19 protein-coding genes are annotated in these 21523 nt (G+C 68.5%); 11 read left to right on the plus strand and 8 right to left on the minus strand.

Annotated elements, in window-relative coordinates; translation table 11 throughout:
- Window position 1 precedes the first annotated feature (1 nt).
- Entirely contained in the window at window positions 2–430 is a 429-nt protein-coding gene (locus BLU02_RS16340) for a DUF6325 family protein (protein ID WP_157547070.1), read from the minus strand.
- Between the two features lie 126 nt (window positions 431–556).
- On the opposite strand from BLU02_RS16340, the gene BLU02_RS16345 reads away from it, so the two are divergent.
- The 5 genes from BLU02_RS16345 to BLU02_RS16365 all read left to right on the plus strand — a co-directional run bounded on the left by BLU02_RS16345 (window position 557) and on the right by BLU02_RS16365 (window position 6075).
- On the plus strand, window positions 557–1006 hold the full coding sequence (locus BLU02_RS16345; protein ID WP_231919602.1) for a DUF6325 family protein: 450 nt from the start codon (window positions 557–559) through the stop codon (window positions 1004–1006).
- 1 nt (window position 1007) lies between these two features.
- Window positions 1008–1358, plus strand: coding sequence for an SHOCT domain-containing protein (locus BLU02_RS16350; protein WP_060921624.1), 351 nt, complete (start codon window positions 1008–1010; stop codon window positions 1356–1358).
- A 28-nt stretch (window positions 1359–1386) separates the two neighbouring features.
- Window positions 1387–2733, plus strand: coding sequence for a hypothetical protein (locus BLU02_RS16355; RefSeq protein WP_060921623.1), 1347 nt, complete (start codon window positions 1387–1389; stop codon window positions 2731–2733).
- An 80-nt stretch (window positions 2734–2813) separates the two neighbouring features.
- Entirely contained in the window at window positions 2814–5147 is a 2334-nt protein-coding gene (locus BLU02_RS16360; protein WP_060921622.1) for an arylsulfatase, read from the plus strand.
- A 43-nt stretch (window positions 5148–5190) separates the two neighbouring features.
- Entirely contained in the window at window positions 5191–6075 is an 885-nt protein-coding gene (locus BLU02_RS16365; RefSeq protein WP_370670651.1) for a formylglycine-generating enzyme family protein, read from the plus strand.
- Window positions 6076–6094: 19 nt separating this feature from the next.
- On the opposite strand, the gene BLU02_RS16370 is transcribed toward BLU02_RS16365, so the two are convergent.
- Window positions 6095–7027 carry an HAD family hydrolase gene (locus BLU02_RS16370; RefSeq protein ID WP_060921620.1) on the minus strand — a complete coding sequence of 311 codons (933 nt, stop codon included), beginning with the start codon at window positions 7025–7027 and terminating at the stop codon, window positions 6095–6097.
- A gap of 156 nt (window positions 7028–7183) precedes the next feature.
- Here BLU02_RS16370 and BLU02_RS16375 point away from each other — a divergent pair, with 156 nt between their 5' ends.
- The 4 genes from BLU02_RS16375 (at window position 7184) to BLU02_RS16390 (ending at window position 12151) form a co-directional block, all read left to right on the plus strand.
- A complete protein-coding gene (locus BLU02_RS16375) occupies window positions 7184–7393 on the plus strand; it encodes a heavy-metal-associated domain-containing protein (protein ID WP_060921631.1) in 210 nt (69 codons plus the stop codon).
- Window positions 7393–9648 carry a heavy metal translocating P-type ATPase gene (locus BLU02_RS16380; RefSeq protein ID WP_060921619.1) on the plus strand — a complete coding sequence of 752 codons (2256 nt, stop codon included), beginning with the start codon at window positions 7393–7395 and terminating at the stop codon, window positions 9646–9648. Before BLU02_RS16375 ends, BLU02_RS16380 begins: the two co-directional genes overlap by 1 nt.
- 23 nt (window positions 9649–9671) lie before the next feature.
- On the plus strand, window positions 9672–9932 hold the full coding sequence (locus BLU02_RS16385) for a YHS domain-containing protein (protein ID WP_025103119.1): 261 nt from the start codon (window positions 9672–9674) through the stop codon (window positions 9930–9932).
- 65 nt (window positions 9933–9997) lie between these two features.
- Entirely contained in the window at window positions 9998–12151 is a 2154-nt protein-coding gene (locus BLU02_RS16390) for a heavy metal translocating P-type ATPase (RefSeq protein ID WP_060921618.1), read from the plus strand.
- Window positions 12152–12181: 30 nt separating this feature from the next.
- On the opposite strand, the gene BLU02_RS16395 is transcribed toward BLU02_RS16390, so the two are convergent.
- The 6 genes from BLU02_RS16395 to BLU02_RS17695 form a co-directional block, all read right to left on the minus strand.
- On the minus strand, window positions 12182–12748 hold the full coding sequence (locus BLU02_RS16395; protein ID WP_060921617.1) for a hypothetical protein: 567 nt from the start codon (window positions 12746–12748) through the stop codon (window positions 12182–12184).
- Between the two features lie 2 nt (window positions 12749–12750).
- Window positions 12751–13899 (minus strand): zinc-dependent alcohol dehydrogenase, encoded by a 1149-nt coding sequence (locus tag BLU02_RS16400; RefSeq protein WP_060921616.1) that lies wholly within the window; start codon window positions 13897–13899, stop codon window positions 12751–12753.
- Window positions 13900–13999: 100 nt separating this feature from the next.
- Window positions 14000–15286, minus strand: coding sequence for a Na+/H+ antiporter NhaA (gene nhaA / locus BLU02_RS16405; protein ID WP_060921615.1), 1287 nt, complete (start codon window positions 15284–15286; stop codon window positions 14000–14002).
- A 61-nt stretch (window positions 15287–15347) separates the two neighbouring features.
- Window positions 15348–15521: a hypothetical protein gene (locus BLU02_RS17640; protein ID WP_167627861.1), complete on the minus strand. Its 174-nt coding sequence runs from the start codon at window positions 15519–15521 to the stop codon at window positions 15348–15350.
- A gap of 770 nt (window positions 15522–16291) precedes the next feature.
- Entirely contained in the window at window positions 16292–16912 is a 621-nt protein-coding gene (locus BLU02_RS16410) for a DDE-type integrase/transposase/recombinase (protein WP_157547071.1), read from the minus strand.
- A 14-nt stretch (window positions 16913–16926) separates the two neighbouring features.
- On the minus strand, window positions 16927–17106 hold the full coding sequence (locus tag BLU02_RS17695; RefSeq protein ID WP_174521420.1) for a hypothetical protein: 180 nt from the start codon (window positions 17104–17106) through the stop codon (window positions 16927–16929).
- Between the two features lie 310 nt (window positions 17107–17416).
- Here BLU02_RS17695 and BLU02_RS17645 point away from each other — a divergent pair, with 310 nt between their 5' ends.
- Both BLU02_RS17645 and BLU02_RS16420 read left to right on the plus strand, forming a co-directional pair.
- Complete coding sequence (locus tag BLU02_RS17645; RefSeq protein ID WP_167627862.1) at window positions 17417–17920, plus strand: hypothetical protein; 504 nt, start codon at window positions 17417–17419, stop codon at window positions 17918–17920.
- Between the two features lie 25 nt (window positions 17921–17945).
- A complete protein-coding gene (locus tag BLU02_RS16420; protein ID WP_060921613.1) occupies window positions 17946–21488 on the plus strand; it encodes an SIR2 family protein in 3543 nt (1180 codons plus the stop codon).
- The last annotated feature ends 35 nt before the right edge of the window (window positions 21489–21523 follow it).

Genomic DNA, 21523 nt, shown 5'->3' on the forward strand with positions numbered 1-21523 from the left:
GTCAGGGGCTCCCACCGAGGGTGGCGACGAGGGCGGCGTTCGCGACCGCGGAGGGGATCGCCTGCGTCGCCAGGATCCGGTCCCCGGCGTCCTCGACCTCGCGGATGAAGCGGACGTCCCAGCGCTGTTCGACGAGGATGACGGCGGCGACGGCGCCGGGAGGCACCCACGGGAGGAAATGCCGGACATCGTCGAGGGAGATCAGGCCGGGTGCGTACAGGGGCAGGCCGGCGAGCGAGAAGTCGTCCCCGTCGACCTCCGTGATGCGGTGCCCCTCGGCGGCATCGCGGCGCACGACGAGGAAGTCGAGCACGCGCAGCGTGCCGTCCTCGACCTGACGCAGCAGCGGTTCCAGGACGGGCGGTCCCGGGTGTGCGCTGCGCAGCTCGACCACGATGAACGCCACGTCTCCCAGCACCCGGCTCCTCATGGCCACCCTCGATTCGTCGCGTCCTCCGATCGTGACAGCCGCACGGAGATGGAGGCCCGAATCCTCACCCGAAGCGGGTGAGGACCGGCGCGCGGGCGACGACGGCGGTGCCATTCTGGACCGCGGATGAAGGGTGGCGACATTAAGGAGTTCCGATTCGGGCCCGTCGAGTTCTATCTCGTGGGCTTCGACGGTGATCGGCCGGATCCGTCCACGTTCGGCGCACTGACCGACCTGGTGTCGAAGGGCGTGGTGCGCGTGCTGGACCTCGTGCTGGTGACACGGACGGCGGACGGGGATCTCGACATCCTCGAGGTGGAGGAGGACGACGGGGCTGCCGTCCTCGACGGCCTCGAGCCGATCGTCGCCGGGCTCGCGAGCGAGGACGACGTGCGCGCCCTGGCGGAGGTCGTGCCGCCGGGACGGTCGGCGGCGGTCGTGGTCCTGGAGCTCCTGTTCGCGCGGACCCTCCCCCAGGATGTGGCCGCCGCGGGAGGCCAGGTGCTGCGCAGCGAGCGCGTTCCGGCACCCGTCGTGAACGCGGTGATGGACATCCTCGAACAGGAAGGTGAATGACATGCCCTTGCGGAGATTCGGCCGGCCGGGGCTCATCGGTCTCGCCGCGCGGACCGCGGTGGTCGCCGGGACGGCGACCGCGGTGCAGGGAGCCGCCATGCGGCACCAGGAGCGCCGCGCACAGAGCGAGTACGAGCAGCAGCAGTACGAGGCCGCCCAGCAACAGGCCCAGATGGACGATGCGGCCCGCACCGCGGCGGCGCAGTATGCGCCGCCGACGAGCCCGCCGGCCGCGCCGCCCGCAGCGGCGGACGACCTGATCGCCAAGCTGCAGGAGCTCGGATCGCTGAAGGCCTCCGGGGTGCTGACGGACGAGGAGTTCGCCGCCGCGAAGCAGAAGCTGCTGAGCTGAGCGTCGCGACGATCGAGACGAGGCCGCGATGAGCGAGATCGATGACCTGCGGGCACGGCTGCGTGCGCTGGAGCAGGAGAACGAGGCGCTCCGACGCCCCCGACGCCGGATCTCGGCCCGCAGCATCATCGCCGGGATCGCGCTCGTGGTCGCCGTGCTCCTCGCGCCGATCGCGGCGATGGGGACGTGGGCGCGGCTGCAGCTCGTCGACGCGGACCGGTTCGTCGCGACCTTCGCCCCGCTGGCCGAGGATCCGGACGTACAGGACTTCGTCGCCGATCAGGTGACGGCCGCCATCGACGAGCAGGTCGACCTGGATGCGGTGGTCGGCGAGCTCTTCGACGGCCTGCGTGCCCTCGACCTCCCGCCGCGCGCCACCGCCGCCCTCGGGCTGTTGGAAGCGCCGGCCGCCTCCGGCCTGTCGTCCCTGATCGACGGCGTCGTGCACGAGGTCGTGTCCTCGCGGCAGTTCGCCGACATCTGGGCGGAGACGCTGCGCTTCACCCATGAGCGCGCCGTCGCCATCCTGCAGGACGAGCCAGGCACCGCGCTGGACCTCAGCGACGACGGGGTGCTCTCGGTGGACGTGGGGGCGGTCGTCGAACGCGTCAAGGAGGCTCTGGCCGAACGCGGGGCCGGGGTCGCCGACCTCATCCCGGTGGTCGATCGCACCATCCCGGTGGTGCAGACCGACGCGCTGGTGCTGGTCCGCACGGTCTATCAGATCGCGGTGACGGCGGGCTTCTGGCTGCCGTGGGTCGTGCTCGGCCTCGTCGTCCTCGGAGTGCTGCTCGCGGTGAACCGGCCGCGGGCGCTGTTCTGGACGAGCGCCGGGTTCGCCGTCGTCTTCCTCCTCCTCGCCGCCGGGATGGGGATCGGACGCGGGTTCTTCGTCAGCGCCGTCAGTCCGTCGATCATGACGGCCGCGGCGGCCGAGTCCCTCTTCGATCAGCTCACCGCGCTCCTCGGCTCCACCATCGTCGCGCTCGCTCTGGTCGGGGTCCTCATCGCACTCTGGGCGTGGCTCGCCGGATCGAGCCGCAGCGCCCGGACGGTGCGCGGCGTCACGGAGAGCGGGTTCGGGGCGCTTCGCGAGGCAGCCGAGGCACGGGGGATCTCCTCCGGGCGGTTCGGGCGGGCGGTCGACCGCTATCGCGGTGCGATCCTCATCGCCGGGATGGCGATCGGGGTGCTCATCCTCCTGGCGACGCGTCCCGTGACCTTCGGTGCCGTCCTCGGTGTGGCGATCGGCGTGCTCGTGCTCACGATCCTCGTGGAGCTGCTGCGGCGGCCAGGCCCCGCCACGGCGCCGGAGGAGCAGGACGCCGCCGTCGTCGAGGACGCGCACGACGCGGAGATCACCCTGCGCGGGTGAGGGCCGCTGTCGGCATGCGCGTGGGGTCGGAAGACTCGGGCCGAAGAGAGCGCGGACGCGCCCTGAACGAAGGAGAGACGATGTCGGAATTCAACGCAGACTTCTCGGGCGAGATCACGCTGGACGTCCGCGACTCCCGTCCCGACTGGTCGCCGTACGAGCTGCGGAAGGCACCGGACGGCGCGCCGAACGTCCTCGTGGTGCTGTACGACGACACCGGGCTCGCCTCCTGGTCGCCGTACGGCGGCCGCATCGCGATGCCGACGATGGATCGTCTGGCCGCCGGGGGTCTCACCTACACGCAGTGGCACACCACGTCGCTGTGCTCCCCGACGCGGTCCACCATGCTCACGGGGCGCAACCACCACGTCAACCGCGCCGGCGTCATCATGGAGGGCACGAACGGCTTCCCCGGCTTCGCGGGGCGGCTCCCCGCGGAGTGCGCCACGATCGGGCAGGTGCTGCAGGAGAACGGGTACAGCACGTTCTGGCTCGGCAAAGACCACAACGTCCCGGAGGAGGACATCGCGCCGGGGGGCAGCCGCTCGATGTGGCCGCTGCAGCTCGGGTTCGACCGCTTCTACGGTTTCCTCGGGGGTGAGACCAACAACTGGTACCCCGACCTCGTGGAGGACAACCACTTCATCGAGCAGCCGTACAGCCCGGAGGAGGGATACCACCTGTCGAAGGACCTCGCCGACCAGGCACTTGCGATGATCCGGAACCAGCAGGCCTCGAACCCCTCGAAGCCGTGGTACATGTGGTTCTGCCCGGGCGCGAACCACGCCCCGCACCACGCGCCGCAGGAGTACATCGACAAGTACAAGGGGGCGTTCGACGACGGTTACGACGCGTATCGCGAGTGGGTGCTCGCCCGCATGATCGAGAAGGGCGTGCTGCCGGAGGGCACGCAGATGACGCCGTTCAACCCGTTGCCGGACGAGGCGGCGAACCCGGCCGACTACGTGCGCCCGTGGGCGGAGCTGAACGACGACGAACGGAGGCTGTTCGCGCGGATGGCCGAGGTCTTCGCCGGCTTCTCCGAGTACACCGATGCGCAGGTCGGTCGGATCGTGGACTATCTGGAGGAGACAGGCCAGCTGGACAACACGATCATCTTCTACTGCGCCGACAACGGCGCTTCGGGGGAGGGATCGCCGGACGGCTCCGTGAACGAGAACAAGTTCTTCAACGGGTACCCCGACGATCTTGCCGAGAACCTCGCGATGATCGACACGCTCGGCTCGGCCGACACCTACAACCACTATCCGACCGGGTGGGCGGCCGCGTTCTCCACGCCGTTCCAGATGTTCAAGCGCTACTCCCAGTACTCCGGGGGCACCTGCGACCCGATGGTCGTCCACTGGCCGAAGGGGATCGCGGCGAAGGGCGAGCTGCGCCACCAGTACCACCACTCGGTGGACGTCGTGGCGACGGTGCTCGACGTGATCGGCATCGCGATGCCGGAGACGTACCGCGGGGTGCCGCAGCGACCGCTCGACGGCGTCTCGATGAAGTCGTCCTTCGACGCGGCGCCGGACGGACCGACGCAGAAGAGCGTGCAGTACTACTCGATGCTCGGCACCAGGGGCATCTGGAAGGATGGCTGGAAAGCCGCGGCCGTGCACGCGCCGCTGAGCGGCAAGGGCCACTTCGACGACGACGTGTGGGAGCTGTACCACGTGGACGAGGACCGCTCCGAGTCGAACGACCTCGCCGGGACGCACCCGGAGAAGCTGCAGGAGCTCATCGCTGCGTGGTTCACAGAGGCGGAGGCGAACTTCGCCCTTCCGCTCGACGACCGCTCGGCCCGTGACCTGCTGAACGTCGAGCGTCCGCAGGCGGAGCCGCCGCGGGGACGGTATGTGTACTTCCCCGGCACCGCGGCGGTGCCGGAGAGCGTCGCGGTGAACGTCCGAGGGCGCTCCTACAAGATCATCGCCGATGCCGTCCTCGACGAGGGCGCCGAGGGTGTGATCTTCGCGCACGGTTCCCGCTTCGGCGGGCATTCGCTGTTCCTCAAGGACAACAGACTGGTCTACGTGTACAACTTCCTCGGCATCCCGCCGGAGCAGTCGTTCACCTCGGAGGAGCTCACTCCCGGCCCGCACACTCTTGGTGTGGAGTTCGTGCGCGAGGGAGCGGGGGAGCACGGCGAGTCCGTAGGCACGACCACGCTGTACGTCGATGATCGTGCGGTGGCGTCCGGTCCGATGCGGGCGCAGGTCGGGAAGTTCACGCTCTGCGGCGACGGACTCTGCGTCGGGTGGGACAGCGCCGACCCGGTCAGCGCGCAGTACCGCAATCCGTTCCCGTTCACCGGCGGCAAGCTCCTGGGCGTGGCGGTGGACGTGAGCACGGAGCAGTATCTCGATATGGAGCTTGAGGCGGCCGCGATGCTGTCGCGCGAGTGACCGAACGCAGGGGGTGGCGGCCTAGCATGAGGGCATGACGGCGATGATCGAGGTCCCCGGCGGAACGCTCCTCATGGGGTCGGACGAGTTCTACCCGGAGGAAGGCCCCGTCCACGAACGGCGTGTGAAAGCGTTCGCGCTCGATCAGCACCCCGTGACGAACCGCCAGTACGCCGCGTTCGTCGAGGACACCGGCTACATCACGATCGCCGAGCGGCCGATGGACCCCGCCGACTACCCCGGCGTGCATCCGGACGACCTCGTCCCCGGCGCCATGGTGTTCACGCCGACCCGAGGCCCCGTCGACCTGCGCGACTGGCGGCAGTGGTGGCGGTGGGAGCCCGGTGCGTCGTGGCGCCAGCCGTTCGGACCGGCCTCGTCGATCGACGACCGCCTCGATCATCCGGTCGTGCAGGTCGCGTACCCCGATGCCGTCGCCTACGCTTCGTGGGCGGGCCGGCGCCTTCCCACCGAGGCGGAGTGGGAATGGGCGGCGCGCGGTGGCCTCGTCGGCGCCCGCTTCGCCTGGGGGGAGGAGACAAAGCCGGGCGGCACCCTCATGGCGGACACGTGGCAGGGCGCCTTCCCGTACCGGAACGACGGTGCCGACGGGTGGATCGGCACCGCTCCGGTGGCCTCGTTCCCCGTCAACGGCTACGGCCTGCACGACATGATCGGCAACGTGTGGGAGTGGACGGCGGACTACTGGACGCACCGGCACGTGCCGCCGGGAGCCGTGGGCGTGGAGGCGGGGCATCGAGCGAGCCTGCTGTCCTCCGAACCCGGGTCGCCCATCCCGCGCCGCGTTCTCAAGGGGGGATCGCACCTGTGCGCTCCGGAGTACTGCCTCCGCTACCGCCCCGCGGCGCGATCGGCGCAGGCGGAGGACACCGCCATGACCCACATCGGCTTCCGCTGCGCCCTCTGACCGCCCGGAGTTCCCCGACTCAGACGGGGTCGGGGAACAGGGACGCCCAGTCGTCGCGGACGCTCACCACGGTGTACCCGCGGTCGGCGGCTGCGTGGAGGGCCTGCTCCGCTCCCGTGTCGTAGGGCGTGTCGTCGCGGTCGGCGTCGTCGTGATGGATCAGCAGTGCGAGTCCGGGCCGAGGGCCGCCGTGCGCGAAGTCGAGCATCGGCATGTCGCCGTTCGAGTTGCCGGCCGCCAGGAGCGGGCGCCGGCCGATCCGACTCCAGATCCGCACCGGCTTCTCCGGCCCGTCGTCGAAGAAGGCGAGGGCGGAGGAGTAGCGGACGCTGGCATCCTTCTCGTCGTAGGCGAGTCCGAGCGCCGAGCCGATCACGCGCTCGGGAGGGATGCCGTAGTTCGCCTGGGTCATCGGTCGCATGAAGTCGCGCTCGCCGCCCGACACGATGTAGCAGGTGAAGCCGTGGCTCTCGAGATACCGCAGCAGCTCGACCATCGGGCGGTACACCGATTCGGCGTAAGAGCGACCGAGGAGCGGGTGCTGCGCGGTGCGGTAGAACTCCGTGACCGAACGGGCGTAGTCCTCCACGCTCACCCCGTCGGTCAGCCCCAGGAGCGCGTGGATGATGACGCCGAGGTCGGAGTCGTCGCCGGCGTAGTGCTTGTCGATCGCGGTGCCGAGCCAGGCGAGGTCACCGGTGACCGCGGCGCGGTAGGGCTGCCGGTCGGCCAGGGAGGGGTCACGGGTCGCCTCCTCGCGCCAGCGCTCGACGACGTAGTGCAGCTGGGTGGGCATGGGCTTCTCCGACCAGAGAGTGCCGTCGTTGTCGAACACGGCGATGCGTTCGTCGACGGGGACGGGGTCGGGGCCCTCCGTCACGGCGGCGACGAACGCCTCGATCGTGCGCCGCGTGCCGGTGTCGCGCCAGGAAGACAGAGGTGAGGAGTCCATGACCACGATCCTCCCAGGCGTGGCGTCGGATGCCGAGCGTCCCTCACCCGGAGCGGACGAGTCCCGCTGCGACCGGGCGTGCGGGAATACCCTCGCAGGGTATAGGGTTGTGCCGAAGGAGTACCCCAGGGGGGTATCCCGAGGAAAGGAAGCATGATGAGCACGAGCGAGTACCAGGTCACCGGAATGACGTGCGGCCACTGCGAGATGGCGATCCGCGGCGAGGTGTCGCGCATCCCCGGTATCGAGGGTATCGATGTGAGCGCACAGAGCGGGAAGCTCGTGGTGCGCAGCTCCGCCCCCGTCGACGACGCGGCCGTGCTGGCCGCCGTGGACGAGGCGGGCTACCAGGCGGTCCGGTCCTGATGGACACCCCGCCCGCGACCAGCGTGGAGCTGGAGATCGGCGGCATGACCTGCGCGTCGTGCGCGATGCGGATCGAGAAGAAGCTCAATCGTCTCGACGGCGTCACCGCCACCGTGAACTACGCGACCGAGAAGGCGAGCGTCACGGTGCCCGCGGGCATCGACACCGCCCTGCTCATCGCCGAGGTCGAGAAGACCGGATACACCGCCGTCGTCCCCGTGCCTCCCGCTCCCGCGGGTGCGGAGTCCGACGGCGAGGAGCCGGATCCGGAGCTCACGGCGTTGCGTCACCGGCTGATCGCGTCCGTCGTGCTCACCGTCCCGGTCATCGCGATGGCGATGATCCCGGCGCTCCAGTTCACGTACTGGCAGTGGCTGTCGCTCGCGCTCGCGGGTCCCGTGATCGTGTGGGCGGCGTGGCCGTTCCACAAGGCGGCGTGGATCAACCTCCGGCACGGTGCGGCCACGATGGACACGCTCATCTCGATGGGCACGATCGCCGCTCTGCTGTGGTCGTTGTACGCGCTGTTCTTCGGTACCGCCGGAATGCCCGGCATGACGCACCCCTTCGAGTTCACCGTCGCACCCAGTGACGGTGCCGGGAACATCTACCTCGAGGTCGGGGCGGGGGTGACCACGTTCATCCTCGCCGGGCGCTACTTCGAGAAGCGTTCCAAGCGGCAGGCCGGTGCGGCGCTCCGGGCGCTGCTGGAGCTCGGAGCGAAGGAGGTCGCGGTACTCCGGCAGGGCGTCGAGACCCGGATCCCGACGAGCGAGCTCCGGGTCGGGGACGAGTTCGTCGTGCGCCCGGGGGAGAAGATCGCCACCGACGGCGTGGTGGTCAGCGGCACGTCCGCGGTCGATGCCTCGATGCTGACCGGCGAGTCGGTGCCCGTGGAGGTCGGTCCCGGCGATGCCGTCACCGGCGCCACGGTGAACGCCGGAGGACGCCTGGTGGTGCGTGCGACCCGCATCGGCGCAGACACCCAGCTCGCCCAGATGGCGCGGCTCGTGGAGGAGGCGCAGACCGGGAAGGCCGAGGTGCAGCGCCTCGCGGACCGCATCTCCGGAATCTTCGTGCCGATCGTGATCGTGATCGCCCTCGGCACGCTGGGAGTGTGGCTGGCAGCCGGGTTCCCGGCGTCCGCCGCCTTCACCGCCGCGGTCGCGGTGCTCATCATCGCGTGCCCCTGCGCACTGGGCCTGGCCACGCCGACCGCCCTCCTCGTCGGCACCGGTCGCGGTGCCCAGATGGGCATCCTCATCAAGGGGCCCGAGGTGCTGGAGTCGACCCGGAAGGTCGACACGGTCGTGCTCGACAAGACGGGCACCGTCACCTCCGGTCGCATGACGCTGACGGCGGTGCACACCGACGACGGCGTGCAGCGCGAGGAGCTGCTGCGGCTCGCCGGTGCCCTCGAGGACGCTTCCGAGCACCCCATCGCGCAGGCAGTGGCGGCCGCGGCCACCCGGGAGCTCGGCGCCCTGCCGAGCGTCGAGGAGTTCGCGAACGTCGAGGGCAGGGGCGTCCAGGGCATCGTCGACGGCCACGCCGTCGTCGTGGGACGCGCCTCGTTGCTCGCCGACTGGTCGCAGCACCTGTCCGCGGGGCTGGCTGCGGTCAAGGCCGAGGCGGAGGCCCAGGGCAAGACTGCGATCGCGGTGGGCTGGGACGGTCGTGCCCGCGGGGTGCTCGTCGTCGCCGACACGGTCAAGTCCACGAGCGCGGAGGCGGTGGCGCAGCTCCGGGCGCTGGGACTGACGCCTGTCCTGCTCACGGGAGACAACCGTGCGGTGGCCGGGCAGATCGCCCGCGAGGTGGGGATCACCGAGGTGATCGCCGAGGTGCTGCCCCAGGACAAGGTCGACGTGGTGCGCCGGCTCCAGGGCGAAGGAAAGGTCGTCGCGATGGTGGGAGACGGCGTGAACGACGCCGCGGCCCTCGCCCAGGCGGACCTCGGGCTGGCGATGGGGACCGGGACCGACGCGGCGATCGAGGCCAGCGACATCACGCTCGTCCGCGGCGACCTCCGCAGCGCGGCCGACGCGATCCGCCTGTCCCGCCGCACGCTCGGCACGATCAAGGGCAACCTGTTCTGGGCGTTCGCCTACAACGTCGCAGCCATCCCGCTCGCGGCGCTCGGTCTGCTCAACCCCATGCTCGCCGGTGCGGCGATGGCGTTCTCCAGCGTCTTCGTCGTCGGCAACAGCCTCCGCCTGCGGTCCTTCCGCAGCAGGGCGGTGGACACCCCGTGAACGAACGACAGAGGAGTACCGACATGTCCGATTCCCCCGCAGGATCCTGCTGCAGCGTCCCGCGCCAGAGCGGCGTCTCCGCCGAAGGGCGCACCGACCTGCTCGCCGTGCCGGCCGAGGGCATGGCCGAATGCCCGGTGATGGCCGGAACGCCCGTGGTGATCGCGACCGCCGAGGCAGCGGGCCTGTATCGCGACCACGAGGGCACCCGCTACTACTTCTGCTGCGCGGGCTGCGGGCCGGCGTTCGACGCTGATCCCGCGAAGTACACCAGGGCGGCCTGAGCCCCCACCCGTGCGGGGCCGCGAGATCCGGCCCCGCACGGCATCATCGACGTTGGAGGGAAGACATGAGCACCTCGCATCACGACCATTCCGCGCACGGTCACCCCGGGGGAGCGGGGACCGGGACGCACGCGGATCACACCGGACACGCGGAGCACGCCGCGCCCGGAGACCACACGGACCACGCGGGACACAGTGCGCACGCCGGGCACGGCGGCCACGCGGGACACGGCGGTCACGGCGACCACGTCGCCCAGTTCCGGCGGCTGTTCTGGATCATGCTCGTCCTGGCCGTGCCGACCGTGCTGCTCTCGGGCATGTTCGCGATGATCGTGGGCTACCCGCTTCCCGACATCCCGGGTCTGGCCTGGGTGTCGCCGGTCCTCGGCACGGTCATGTACGTGTGGGGAGGAAAGCCGTTCCTCACCGGCGCCGTCAGCGAGATCCGTGCCCGGCAGCCCGGCATGATGCTGCTCATCGGGCTCGCGATCACCGTGGCGTTCGTCGCGTCGTGGGGAGCGAGTCTCGGGCTGCTGCATCATGAGCTCGACTTCTGGTGGGAGCTCGCTCTCCTCATCGTGATCATGCTGCTCGGGCACTGGATCGAGATGCGGTCGCTGGCGCAGACCACCTCCGCCCTCGACTCGCTGGCCGCGCTGCTGCCGGACGAGGCCGAGCGCGTCGAGGGCGATCAGGTCGTGCGGGTGGCCCCGTCGGACCTCCGCGTGGGCGATGTCGTGGTGGTGCGCCCCGGCGGGAGCATCCCTGCCGACGGGCGGATCGTCGACGGCCGCGCCTCGATGGACGAGTCCATGGTGACGGGGGAGTCCCGCACCGTCACACGGACGACCGGCGACGCGGTGACCGCGGGGACCGTCGCCACCGACTCCGGCCTCCGCGTGGAGATCACCGCGACCGGAGACGACACGACGCTCGCGGGCATCCAGCGGCTCGTGACGGAAGCGCAGAACTCCTCGTCCCGCGCACAGCGTCTGGCCGATACGGCCGCCGGCTGGCTGTTCTGGTTCGCGCTCGGTGCTGCCGCGATCACCGCGGTGGTGTGGAGCGCGGTCGGCCTGCCGGACGACGCCGTCATCCGCACGATCACCGTGCTCGTGATCGCCTGCCCGCACGCGCTGGGCCTGGCCATCCCGCTCGTCGTGTCGATCGCGACCGAGCGCGCGGCCCGTGGCGGCGTGCTCGTGAAGGACCGGCTGGCCCTGGAGAGCATGCGCACCGTCGACACCGTGCTGTTCGACAAGACCGGCACGCTGACCAAGGGCGAGCCCGTCGTCTCCGAGGTGTCGGTGGCCGGTGCGGAGACCGCGGAGGAGGTGCTGGCGCTCGCCGCGGCCGCCGAGGCCGACAGCGAGCATCCGCTGGCGAAGGCCATCGTCCGGGCCGCTCGCGACAAGGAGCTCCGCGTGCCGGCGAGCCGCGACTTCTCGTCCTCGCCGGCGGTGGGGGTGACCGCGACGGTGGACGGCGCCGTGATCCGCGTCGGCGGCCCGCACCTGCTCACGGAGGAGGATGCCCACGAGCTCCCCGTCGCGGAAGGGTGGCGTGCGGACGGCGCGATCATCCTGCACGTGTTGCGGGACGGCCGCGTCATCGGGGCGCTCAAGCTCGCGGACGAGGTGCGTCCGGAGTCGCGGGATGCGGTCGATGCGCTGCACGCGCTCGGCGTCCAGGTCGTGATGATCACCGGCGACGCGGAAGCCGTCGCGCACACCGTCGCGGCCGACCTCGGCATCGACCGTGTGTTCGCGGGCGTCCGGCCGGAGGACAAGGCCGCGAAGGTGCAGGAGCTGCAGCATGAGGGCCGCAGGGTCGCGATGGTGGGCGACGGCGTGAACGACGCCCCCGCGCTCGCTCAGGCCGACGTGGGCCTGGCGATCGGCGCCGGAACGGACGTGGCCATCGCCTCCGCCGGGGTGATCCTCGCCGGAGACGACCCGCGCTCCGTGTTGTCGGTGATCGAGCTCTCCCGCGCCTCGTATCGCAAGATGACGCAGAACCTCTGGTGGGCGGCAGGGTACAACCTGCTTTCCGTCCCGCTGGCCGCGGGTGTGCTCGCTCCGATCGGCTTCGTGCTGCCGATGTCGGTCGGCGCGGTGCTCATGTCGCTGTCGACGATCGTGGTGGCGCTCAACGCGCAGCTGCTCCGGCGGCTCGATCTCCGTCCGGAGGTCGTCACCGCGGGCATCCTGCAGCGCTGAGCGCCACCACGCCGCCGTCTCGGTCCCGGCTCAGTGCCGACGGCCGAGACGGCGGAGAGCGCGGACGCTCAGGACCACCGTCAGCACCCAGGGTCCCACGACGATGATCGGGTCGAGCCACGTGTGCCGGAGATCGATCCGTCCCCGTCCGAACCGCGACGCGAGCGGACGATGCTGCGGTTCCGCGAGGACACCGGTCTGCGTGATGGGGTCGTCCGGTCGCCGGGTGAGCAGGGAGCGCGCGTGCGCCGTCACCGCATCGACCCGGTCGCCCAGCACGAGCAGCAGCCAGCGGGTGTTCTTCGTCTCGCTGAACCGGTCGTAGGCCACGCGCCGGATGGCGCCGGACAGGCCGTGCAGCGGCTGGGCGGTGCCCCAGACGGGCGGCAGCATCCCGTGCTCGATGGAGCGCTCGCGGCCGCGGTCGGGGCCCTGACGCTCGGGGAGGTCCCAATGCGCGCCGGTGTCGCCGACATCCTCCAGCTGCTGCCAGGTGCGGCGGTGCTCGGGGGCGAGGTCGGCGCCCCAGCCCGGGATCCGGGCACGCAGCTCCTCGGGGGTCGGTGCGGGGATGGGTCGAGATCCTTCGTACGGCATGGTCATTCCTCTCCGACGACGATGAGCGGCTTGATGCAGTCGTCGAGCTTGGACGAGAACACGTGGTAGGCCTCCGCGATGTGCTCCAGCGGGAAGCGATGCGTCAGCAGCTCGGAGGGACGGATGTGCCCCGCCTGGATGTGTTCGAGCAGTCGAGGCCACTGCCTCTTCACGGGAGCCTGGTTGCCGCGCACCGTGAGTCCCTTGTTCATGATGTCGCCGAGGCGCACCGAGGTCACCAGAGGACCGTACGCGCCGAGGATGGACACGGTGCCGCCCTTGCGCGCGCTGTCGATGGCCCAGTTCACCGCGACGGGGGAACCGCCCTGCAGCTTGAGCTTCGCGGCGGTCACATGCTGGACGACGCTGCCGTCCGCCTCCGCGCCGACCGCGTCGATCACCACGTCCGCGCCGAGGTAGCCGGTCGCCTTCTTCAGGGCGAGCACGATGTCACCGGCTTCGTGGAGGTGCATCGTCTCGGCGAAGGCGAAGTCCCGCGCCTTCTCGAGCCGGTAGTCGAGGTGGTCGACGACGATGACCCGTCCTGCGCCGAGGAACCAGGCCGAGCGGGCGGCGGCCAGGCCGACGGGACCGGCGCCGAACACGACCACCGTGTCCCCTTCGGCGATGTCGGCCTGCTGCGCGCCGAAGTAGCCGGTGGAGAACGCGTCGGTGAGCAGCAGCGCGTCTTCGGAGGCGAGCCACTCCGGGATCACCGACGGGCCGACATCCGCGAACGGCACACGCACGCGCTCCGCCTGCCCGCCGTCGTACCCGCCTGTCGTGTGCGAGTAGCCGTAGATCCCCCCGACCGCGGTCGCGTTGGGGTTCACGTTGTGGCAGTTCGAGAAGAGGCCTCGGCGGCAGAAGTAGCACGAGCCGCAGTAGATGTTGAACGGCACCATCACCCGGTCTCCCGCCCGCAGGCTCTCCACCGAGGCGCCGACCTCCTCCACCACCCCGACGATCTCGTGACCGAAGGTGTGCCCGATGCGGGTATCGGGCATCATGCCGTGGAAGAGGTGGAGATCCGACCCGCACACGGCGGCTCTCGTGACCCGGACGATCGCGTCGTTGGGGTGTTGGATCGTCGGATCAGGTTTCTCCTCGACGCGGATCTTGTACGGTCCGCGGTAGGTCATCGCCTTCATCGGATGCTCCTTCGCTACGTGGAGTGACCGACGCTAGGCGCCGCCTCGAGGATGACTCAGGGCATTGACGGATGGCGCCGGGGAGCGTAGCGGGCCGAAGTCAGGCCCTGGGCGGGGACCCGATCTCCGCGCGTGCCCGGCGGCTGCGGGCTGCAAGCCAGAGGCCACCGAGGACCGCGGCGAGGAGCGAGCCGACGAGCACGCCGATCTTCACGTGATCGTCCGCGACGCTGCTGCTGCCGTACGCGAGCTCGCCCACCAGCAGCGAGACCGTGAACCCGATGCCCGCGAGCAGGGACATGCCCGCGAGATCCGGCCAGCGCAGCGACTCATCGAGGCGCAGGGCCGGTACGCGACTCAACAGGAAGGTCGTGAGCAGGATGCCGACGGGCTTCCCGAGCACGAGGCCCACGATGATCCCGAGCGTGATCGGGTCGGTCAGGGCCGAGACGAGACCCTCCACACCGCCGATCTCGACCCCGGCCGCGAAGAACGCGAACACCGGCACGGCGACGAGGGTCGCCACGATGCCCCAGCGGTCGGCGAAGTGCGCGGCGAGACCGTCGTACACCGGAGCGCCGTCGGCGTCCGTCGCGGTGCGCACCCGCGCGCGTGCCGTCGGACGCACGGGGACCATGAAGCCGAGCAGCACGCCGGCGACCGTGGCGTGCACCCCGGACGCATGCACGAACGCCCAGACGGCCAGGGCGAGGGGAAGCAGGATCCACCAGGACCGGATGCCGTTCTGCACAGCGAGTGCGAAGCCCGCGAGGGGCAAGAGCGCGAGGATCAGCCAGGGGAAGCTGATGGTCTCGGTGTAGAACGTGGCGATGATCGTGATGGCGATGAGGTCGTCGATGATCGCGAGCGTGAGCAGGAACACCCGCAGGGCGGGCGGCAGGAAGCGGCCGACGACGGCGAGCACCGCGATCGCGAACGCGATGTCCGTGGCTGTCGGGATCGCCCATCCGCGGAGGACCTCGGCGCCCGACGAGGCGTTGATCGCGACGAAGAAGAGGGCGGGGACGATGACGCCGCCCACCGCGGCGGCGATCGGAAGCGCGGCACGGCGCGGGTCGCGGAGGCGTCCGGCGACGAACTCCTCCTTCAGCTCCAGTCCGACGACGAAGAAGAACACCGCGAGCAGACCGTCGGCGGCCCAGGCGCCGACACTGAGCTCGAGGTGCCACTCCGGGATCCCGAAGCGGAAGTCCCTGATGGCCTCGTACCAGGGGGCGGCGGGGGAGTTGGCGAGGATCAGGGCAGCGAGCGTGGCGGTCAGAAGGAGACCGCCGCCGAGCACGTCGCTGCGGGCGGTGGAGCGGATGCCGCGCCAGAGCTCATGCGGCGCGAGACGGAAACGGGCAGGGGACGACGAAGAAGACACAGGGATACCTCACGGCAGATGGATGGGTGGCGCGATGTCGCCGCACCCGTCCGGGCGCGGCCTATCCCCGTGGCGGCGGGCAGCCGGCGATCTCGCCGTGCGAGAGGGTGCCCCAGACGCTCGTCCACCCGTTGGTGCCGGGGTGCAGCACCACGCGCATCCACTCCGTCATCGGCGTCGCGGACGACAGACGGCGCGGGGCGCGCGTCGAACCGGCGATGAGGAGGGAAGGCACGGATCCAGGCTACCGGTCGGGCGGCGGGCCCGCTGAGCGACCTCCGGGGGAACGAGAAGAGGGACCGTCCGTCTGGACGATCCCTCTTGCTGTACGTGGGTTGTACGCGGAACCCGTTCTCCCCTGTGAATTCAAGGGTTCTGACCGTCCGCTTACTCACCGATCCTCCACCGACCGCGTCGTAATCCTCTGTTCAACGTCAGGCTATCGAGAACGAGAGATGTGGACAATCGGAACAGGCGAGGAGAAGGCCGCCGCCGCGGTGCGGATGGTGGGAATACTGCGCGTCGACCTCAGCGTCACCAGGGAGGGTACACGGGGTCGCGACGTAGCTCTGTGATGGCGTCGAGTACGTGCGGACGTCGGCCATGCAGGCCAATATCCAGCACGGTTCGTGCTCGACGTGAACTCGGCTGAGTCGACCCGGTGCGCGAGCGGGCAGAACCGTGAGTTGTGTCGGGCCACCGACGCGCTGAAGTGGTCTGCCTCTCTTCGAGCTCAACCGCCAGTACAGCAAGTGGTCGCGTTCGTCGGTGAAGAAGGCAGTCGCGGTGGACGGTAGCCGGCTAGGAGTCGAGCTCGTCTGCAGGCTGCCGCACGTGACTCCGAGTACCAACGACGCTGCGAGCCCCGCCGCGACCTGCTCGGCGGGATGAGGCGCGTCCCCGGAGAGGTCGAGCGGTAAGAAGCGAACGACCGCGGCTACGGGGCCGCAAGCTCTGGAAGCCCCCGAGCCGGGCCAGCATCATGGTCGGGCGGAGCCAAACTCGTCACCATGATGCGCACAGCGGATGGGGCGCGGAGTTGGAGTGGACTAGGCAGCCGGCGACGTCGCCGCGCATGGCGACGGCGTTGTCGAGCGCCTGGACGGCCAAACGGGACTTCATCCGCGAGTCGATTGAGTACCCGACGATCCGGCCGCTGAACACGTCCTTGATCGCGCAGAGGTAGAGCTTGCCTTCGGCGGTCTTGTGCTCGGTGACGTCCGTGAGCCACAGCTGGTTCGGCGCATCGGCGGCGAAGACGTGCCGGGTGCGGCCGTGCTCGTCGACGACGGCGCACAGGTCGCCGTGAACGGGCTGCCCGGGCCGGCGGTTCTTGCCCCGTTTGGGTTTCCCGAATGCGCTGAACCAGCCGTTGCTGGAAGCGATCCGCCACGCGGTCCGGTCCGACATCGCCTCACCGTTGTCGCGGGCCTCGCCGGCGAGTAGCCGGTGTCCGAACTCGGGGTCGTCCTGGTGAGCGTCGAACAGCGCGTTCGCGCGATACGCCTCCGCGACCTCGCTGGCGGTGATGGGAGTCGCCAGCCAGCGGTAGTAGGGCTGGCGGGAGAGCTTGAGAACCCGGCACGTCACCGTCACAGGGATCCCTGCTTCGGCGAGCTCTGTCACGAGCGGGTAGAACCTTATCCCGGCAGGTTTGCCTGCGACAGATACGCCGCCGCTCGCCGGAGAACCTCGTTCTTCTGCTCGAGAAGCCGGATCCGCTTGCGCGCTTCCCGCAGCTCGGCAGCCTCGGTCCGCGACTGGCCGGGCTTGGCGTCTGAGTCGATGTCGGCGCGACGCAACCACTTCTGCAACGTCATCGGATGAACCCGAAGTCTTTCGCGATCTGCTCGATGGTCACGCCGGGTTCACGGTTCTGAGCGACGCGCACGACGTCGTCACGGAACACGGACGGGTAGGGCTTGGGCACAGCAACATCCTTCCAGGCCGGCCCTCGGGCAAGCCAGATCAGTGGTCACCTATTCGTGCAGCAGTCCCAGCTCTCCGGACATGCTGGGGCGAGTCAGTTAATAGATGTGTGCGTCTCTGGCGCCAGGCTACTCACTCCACACCAGTGTTATCAGTCGAAGCGACGCCATGAGCACCGCATCGGTCGACTAGGCTGACCGCATGAATCTGGGGGGACGCGGCGCTTGGGCCGCCACCGTCGTCGCTTGCGCGCTGCTCGCGACAGGATGCTCATCCTCGGCACCGAACTCCGAGTCGTCGCCGTCGGTAGAACCGACATCGGCACTCACACCGACTCCGAGACCCACCCCGCCTCCGGACACCGACGGCGATGGCGTGCTCGACTCAATGGACGATTTCCCCGACGATCCGACTCGCACGAAACAGCTCTACTACGCGTCTGGCGATCCCGTTGTTGTCGGCTACCCGTTGGTCGTCGACACCGCGCAGCTCGACTACCGGCTGGCAAACTGGATCAAGACGCCTCAGGCCGTCGCACTCGCACCGGGCGTGTACGCCGGGTACAACCCCGCGGTGGCTGACCTCGCCGTGTACCTTGAGGCGAACACCGGCGATGGTGACTGTGCCGTTCGGGAGATGTACCAGTTTGGTGGAGGTGCTTGCTGGGACGGCGTCTTGGCGTCACCGGCGGAACCCACTCAATAGCTCTGAGGTAGGTGTCGAGGGTTTCATGAAGATCACCCCAGGTGTCGAGCTCCCTGAAGAGCTCCTCGCTGCAGCCCGGGCGGGCGAACTGGTGCTGTTTGTTGGCGCCGGCGCATCGATGGGCGGGGAGTCCGATCTTCCGGACTTCAATGAGTTGGCTCGGCAAGTAGCCGGGAGAGTCGGCGTCGTCTTCGATGGCAAGGAACCGGCCGACGCATTCCTTGGCCGACTGTCGAATGAATTCCCCTATGTGCGCGACATCGCGCGCGACATCATCGCGCGCCCCTCATCCTCCGCGAACGATACTCACCGGGGGATTGCTTGCCTAGCCGCGTCGACCTCGGCCTCCGTGGTCACGACCAACTACGACGAACACATCACGGCAGCAGCAGCAGCAGAGAACCTCGTCCTGGGGGAGACTTTCAACGCTCCGGCGGTGCCTCTCGCGCGTAGTTTTCGCGGTGTGGTTCACCTTCATGGGGCCGTGTCCCGCCCAACTGACGACCTCGTCCTGACGGACGCAGACTTCGGTCGCGCCTACCTCACCGACGGTTGGGCGAGACGATTCGTGCAGGATCTCTTCACCAACCGAACTGTTCTGTTCATCGGTTACAGCCACAACGACGTGGTTGTTACGTACCTGGCGCGAGGCCTCCCCCCGAATACCCGTCGATTCGTGCTCACCGACAAGCCCGAGAACCCGCGGTGGAACGATCTTCGGATCGAAGCGATTGGTTATTCGTCTGCTGACGGCCACAAGGCTCTGCCCGAAGCCCTGGACGCATGGGCGACTCTCCAGCGAATGGGCCACCTAGATCATCACGAACGAGTCCGTTCTATCGTTCGGGGCGGCCCACCGAAGATCCCCGACGAGGCCGACTACCTCGCGTATGCCATCACCGTCCCGTCCGGCGTGCGCGCGTTCGCAAAGTCCGCTACCGGTCCCGAGTGGTTACGTTGGGCGGAGACGCAACCATCGTTCCAACAATTGTTCGACCCTGACATTGAAATGTCCGACAGCGCGCGAGTGCTCACCGGATGGTTCTCGGAAAACTACGCAATGGAACCCGACCGAGCCGATCTCGCAATGCGAGTGTTCGCCCGACATGGACCACTCGTCAACCCATACCTTCGATACGAACTTAGCGTTCGCAGCGCCAGGATGCCGAAGGAGCACTCGCGTCTCGCGCGGCAGTGGGCGCTCGTCGTCTCAGCCGCGATGAGCACAGCCGACCGAACGCGCGAGTTCTGGTTTCAAACGTACGGACACGAGGACCTATCGTCGTCAGAGCTCCTCCCATTCGTGCGCGAGGCCGTCGCTGCACGCCTTACTCTGGCCGAAGAGCGGTCATGGTTCTCCGAGGAAGACACGGACGAGTCGACGCGATTGAAGTTCGGCATCGAGTGGATTGGCGACAAGTCCGACATGGGCCGCCTACTGGAGCGTGTCCGGGCGGATCTCGTCCCGGTCGCTGCGCAGGTAGTTCAGCTACTGGAGCAAGCCCTCTCCAATGCCTACGAGATCCTTGACGCGTTCGATGCGAACCACTTCGACAGTTGGTCCTTTCGTCGCTCAGCCATCGAACCGCACGCCCAGGACGAACACCGCGACATCGAGGACGAGCTCATAGACACTCTTCGCGATGCAGCCTCCATACAACAGCGCGTAGATGCATCGATTCGACCAAGGTGGCTTTCCAGCCCACACGCTCTACTTCGCCGACTCGCCGTTCACCTGTTGCGGGAAGATGACGCCCGCACCGCGAACCAGAAGATCGAGGAGCTTCTGCAAGGACGTGGAGTCTACGACCGCCATCTCAAGCACGAAGTCTTCACGCTCGTCGCCTCGACCGCGGCCGAACTCGACGAAATCGCCAGAGGTAAGTTCCTGGCCGCTGTGCTCGAAGGGCCGCCCGCGTTCAACACGGACGAAGAAACCAACGCTCGTCTCCGAGAACGCGTGATGTTCGACCTACTTGAATGGACCTCGAGGTACGTTTCCGGCTGGAAGGAGCTCGAGGCGGAACTCAGCAACATCCGGGCCGGTCGCCCAGAGATCGGCGTCCGTCCCCACGCCGATTTCGATTCCTGGATGGAGTCCGGCACCTGGGGCGGTAACCCACCGATGGACACGAGCGCCTTCGTTGAGCTGGCTCAAAGAGAAAGCGCCGGGGCCGCAATCCGCGCCCTGATGAACCACGACTTCAGTGAGCGCAACTTCGACGGCTCGAGCATCGCGGATACGTGCACAGTTATCACGGCAGCGGTCCGATCTCATCCCGAACTAGGTAAGCCGCTCGTCGATGCGCTGGTTCCTACACCGTTCATGAATCAGCAGGACCTCCTCGCCGCCGTACTCGAGGGCTGGGAAAACGGGAGCCTAGACGATACTGAGGCGGATGTCGCGGCGACGACAACTGACTCGCTCTATTCTCGCGGGGACCTCGTACGACCGACCGCCCGCCTCTGCCTCTCGCTGGTGAACCGCGAAACCGGCAGTAGACCAGAGCCCTTGCTCACCCTGACCGACAAACTCATCAACTCGATCTGGACCGACGAAGCAGAACAGTATGAGACCGGCTCGTGGACCGACCCCCTTACTGAGGCCCTAAACACATGGCCGGGAGCATACGCCCAATACTGGATGCATCGGATCAGCCTTCGCTGGCGAATGAGCGACAGTTGGGACGGGTTCAGCGACGACGAGAAAGCCAGTCTCGACTCGATCCTCAATGACTTCGGGCCGGCCCATCGGCCTGCACTAGCTATCCTCGCTACTGATCTCCGTTTCCTTTTCGCCGCCGACGACGCTTTCGTCACATCGAAGGTGTTCCCTCTCTTTGACCCAACGGCCGGTGGTGACCGTGCAACGCTGATGTGGAGTGCCTTCCTCCACAACCCTCGAGTCGACGACGCACTTCTCGACGCAGGATTCTGGGAGGTACTTGTCCGCGGGCGCGCTGCGAACGGCGGGGCTGCACAGCGTGACTTCGGTCAGCAGTATTGGAGACTGATAGCTGCCGCGTCGATCTACTCCTCAGCTCAGGCCATCGACCGATCTGCACTGCTCCAGCAACTCTCGTTGCCCACGGACCAGCCGGATCTTCTTCGCCTCCTTGAAGCACTTCGGGCAGAGGTCTCAGACCTAGAGCTCGACCGACGTCCGACCGCTTGGGGATGGATCCAGACCGAGTGGCAGTCGCGTATCGACTCCGTCAGCGGGGGTCAGTCCCCAGAAGAACGCACAGCGTGGGGTGACCTCGGACTCGCCCTCGGCGAACTTGCGCCTCAGTCGCTCATCGTTAGCGCGGCCGCTCCTGGCCCGCTTTCGCGTGACAGCGCGTATTCGGACATTCCCGAGCCGGTACTACGCGCTCACGCTGAGGAGTTCGTGCGTGATGCCACCCGTCGTGGTCAGCTCACGACGACTGCTGATTGGTCTGTTCAACACGAGCTCAGCTCCCTGTTTGCCGTCGTTGGCTCACTAACCCCACCAAAGGTGCAGCGAGCCTTTGCTGAGGTCGCCGTTGGCTTGGGAATCCATCAAGCCGCGAGTTGGACGACGTAGTTGCGGGTACTGCAGCCGAATGTTCGTCGTGGTCC

Origin of the sequence: Microbacterium paraoxydans (assembly GCF_900105335.1) — a bacterium.
Taxonomy (GTDB): Bacteria; Actinomycetota; Actinomycetes; order Actinomycetales; family Microbacteriaceae; genus Microbacterium; species Microbacterium paraoxydans.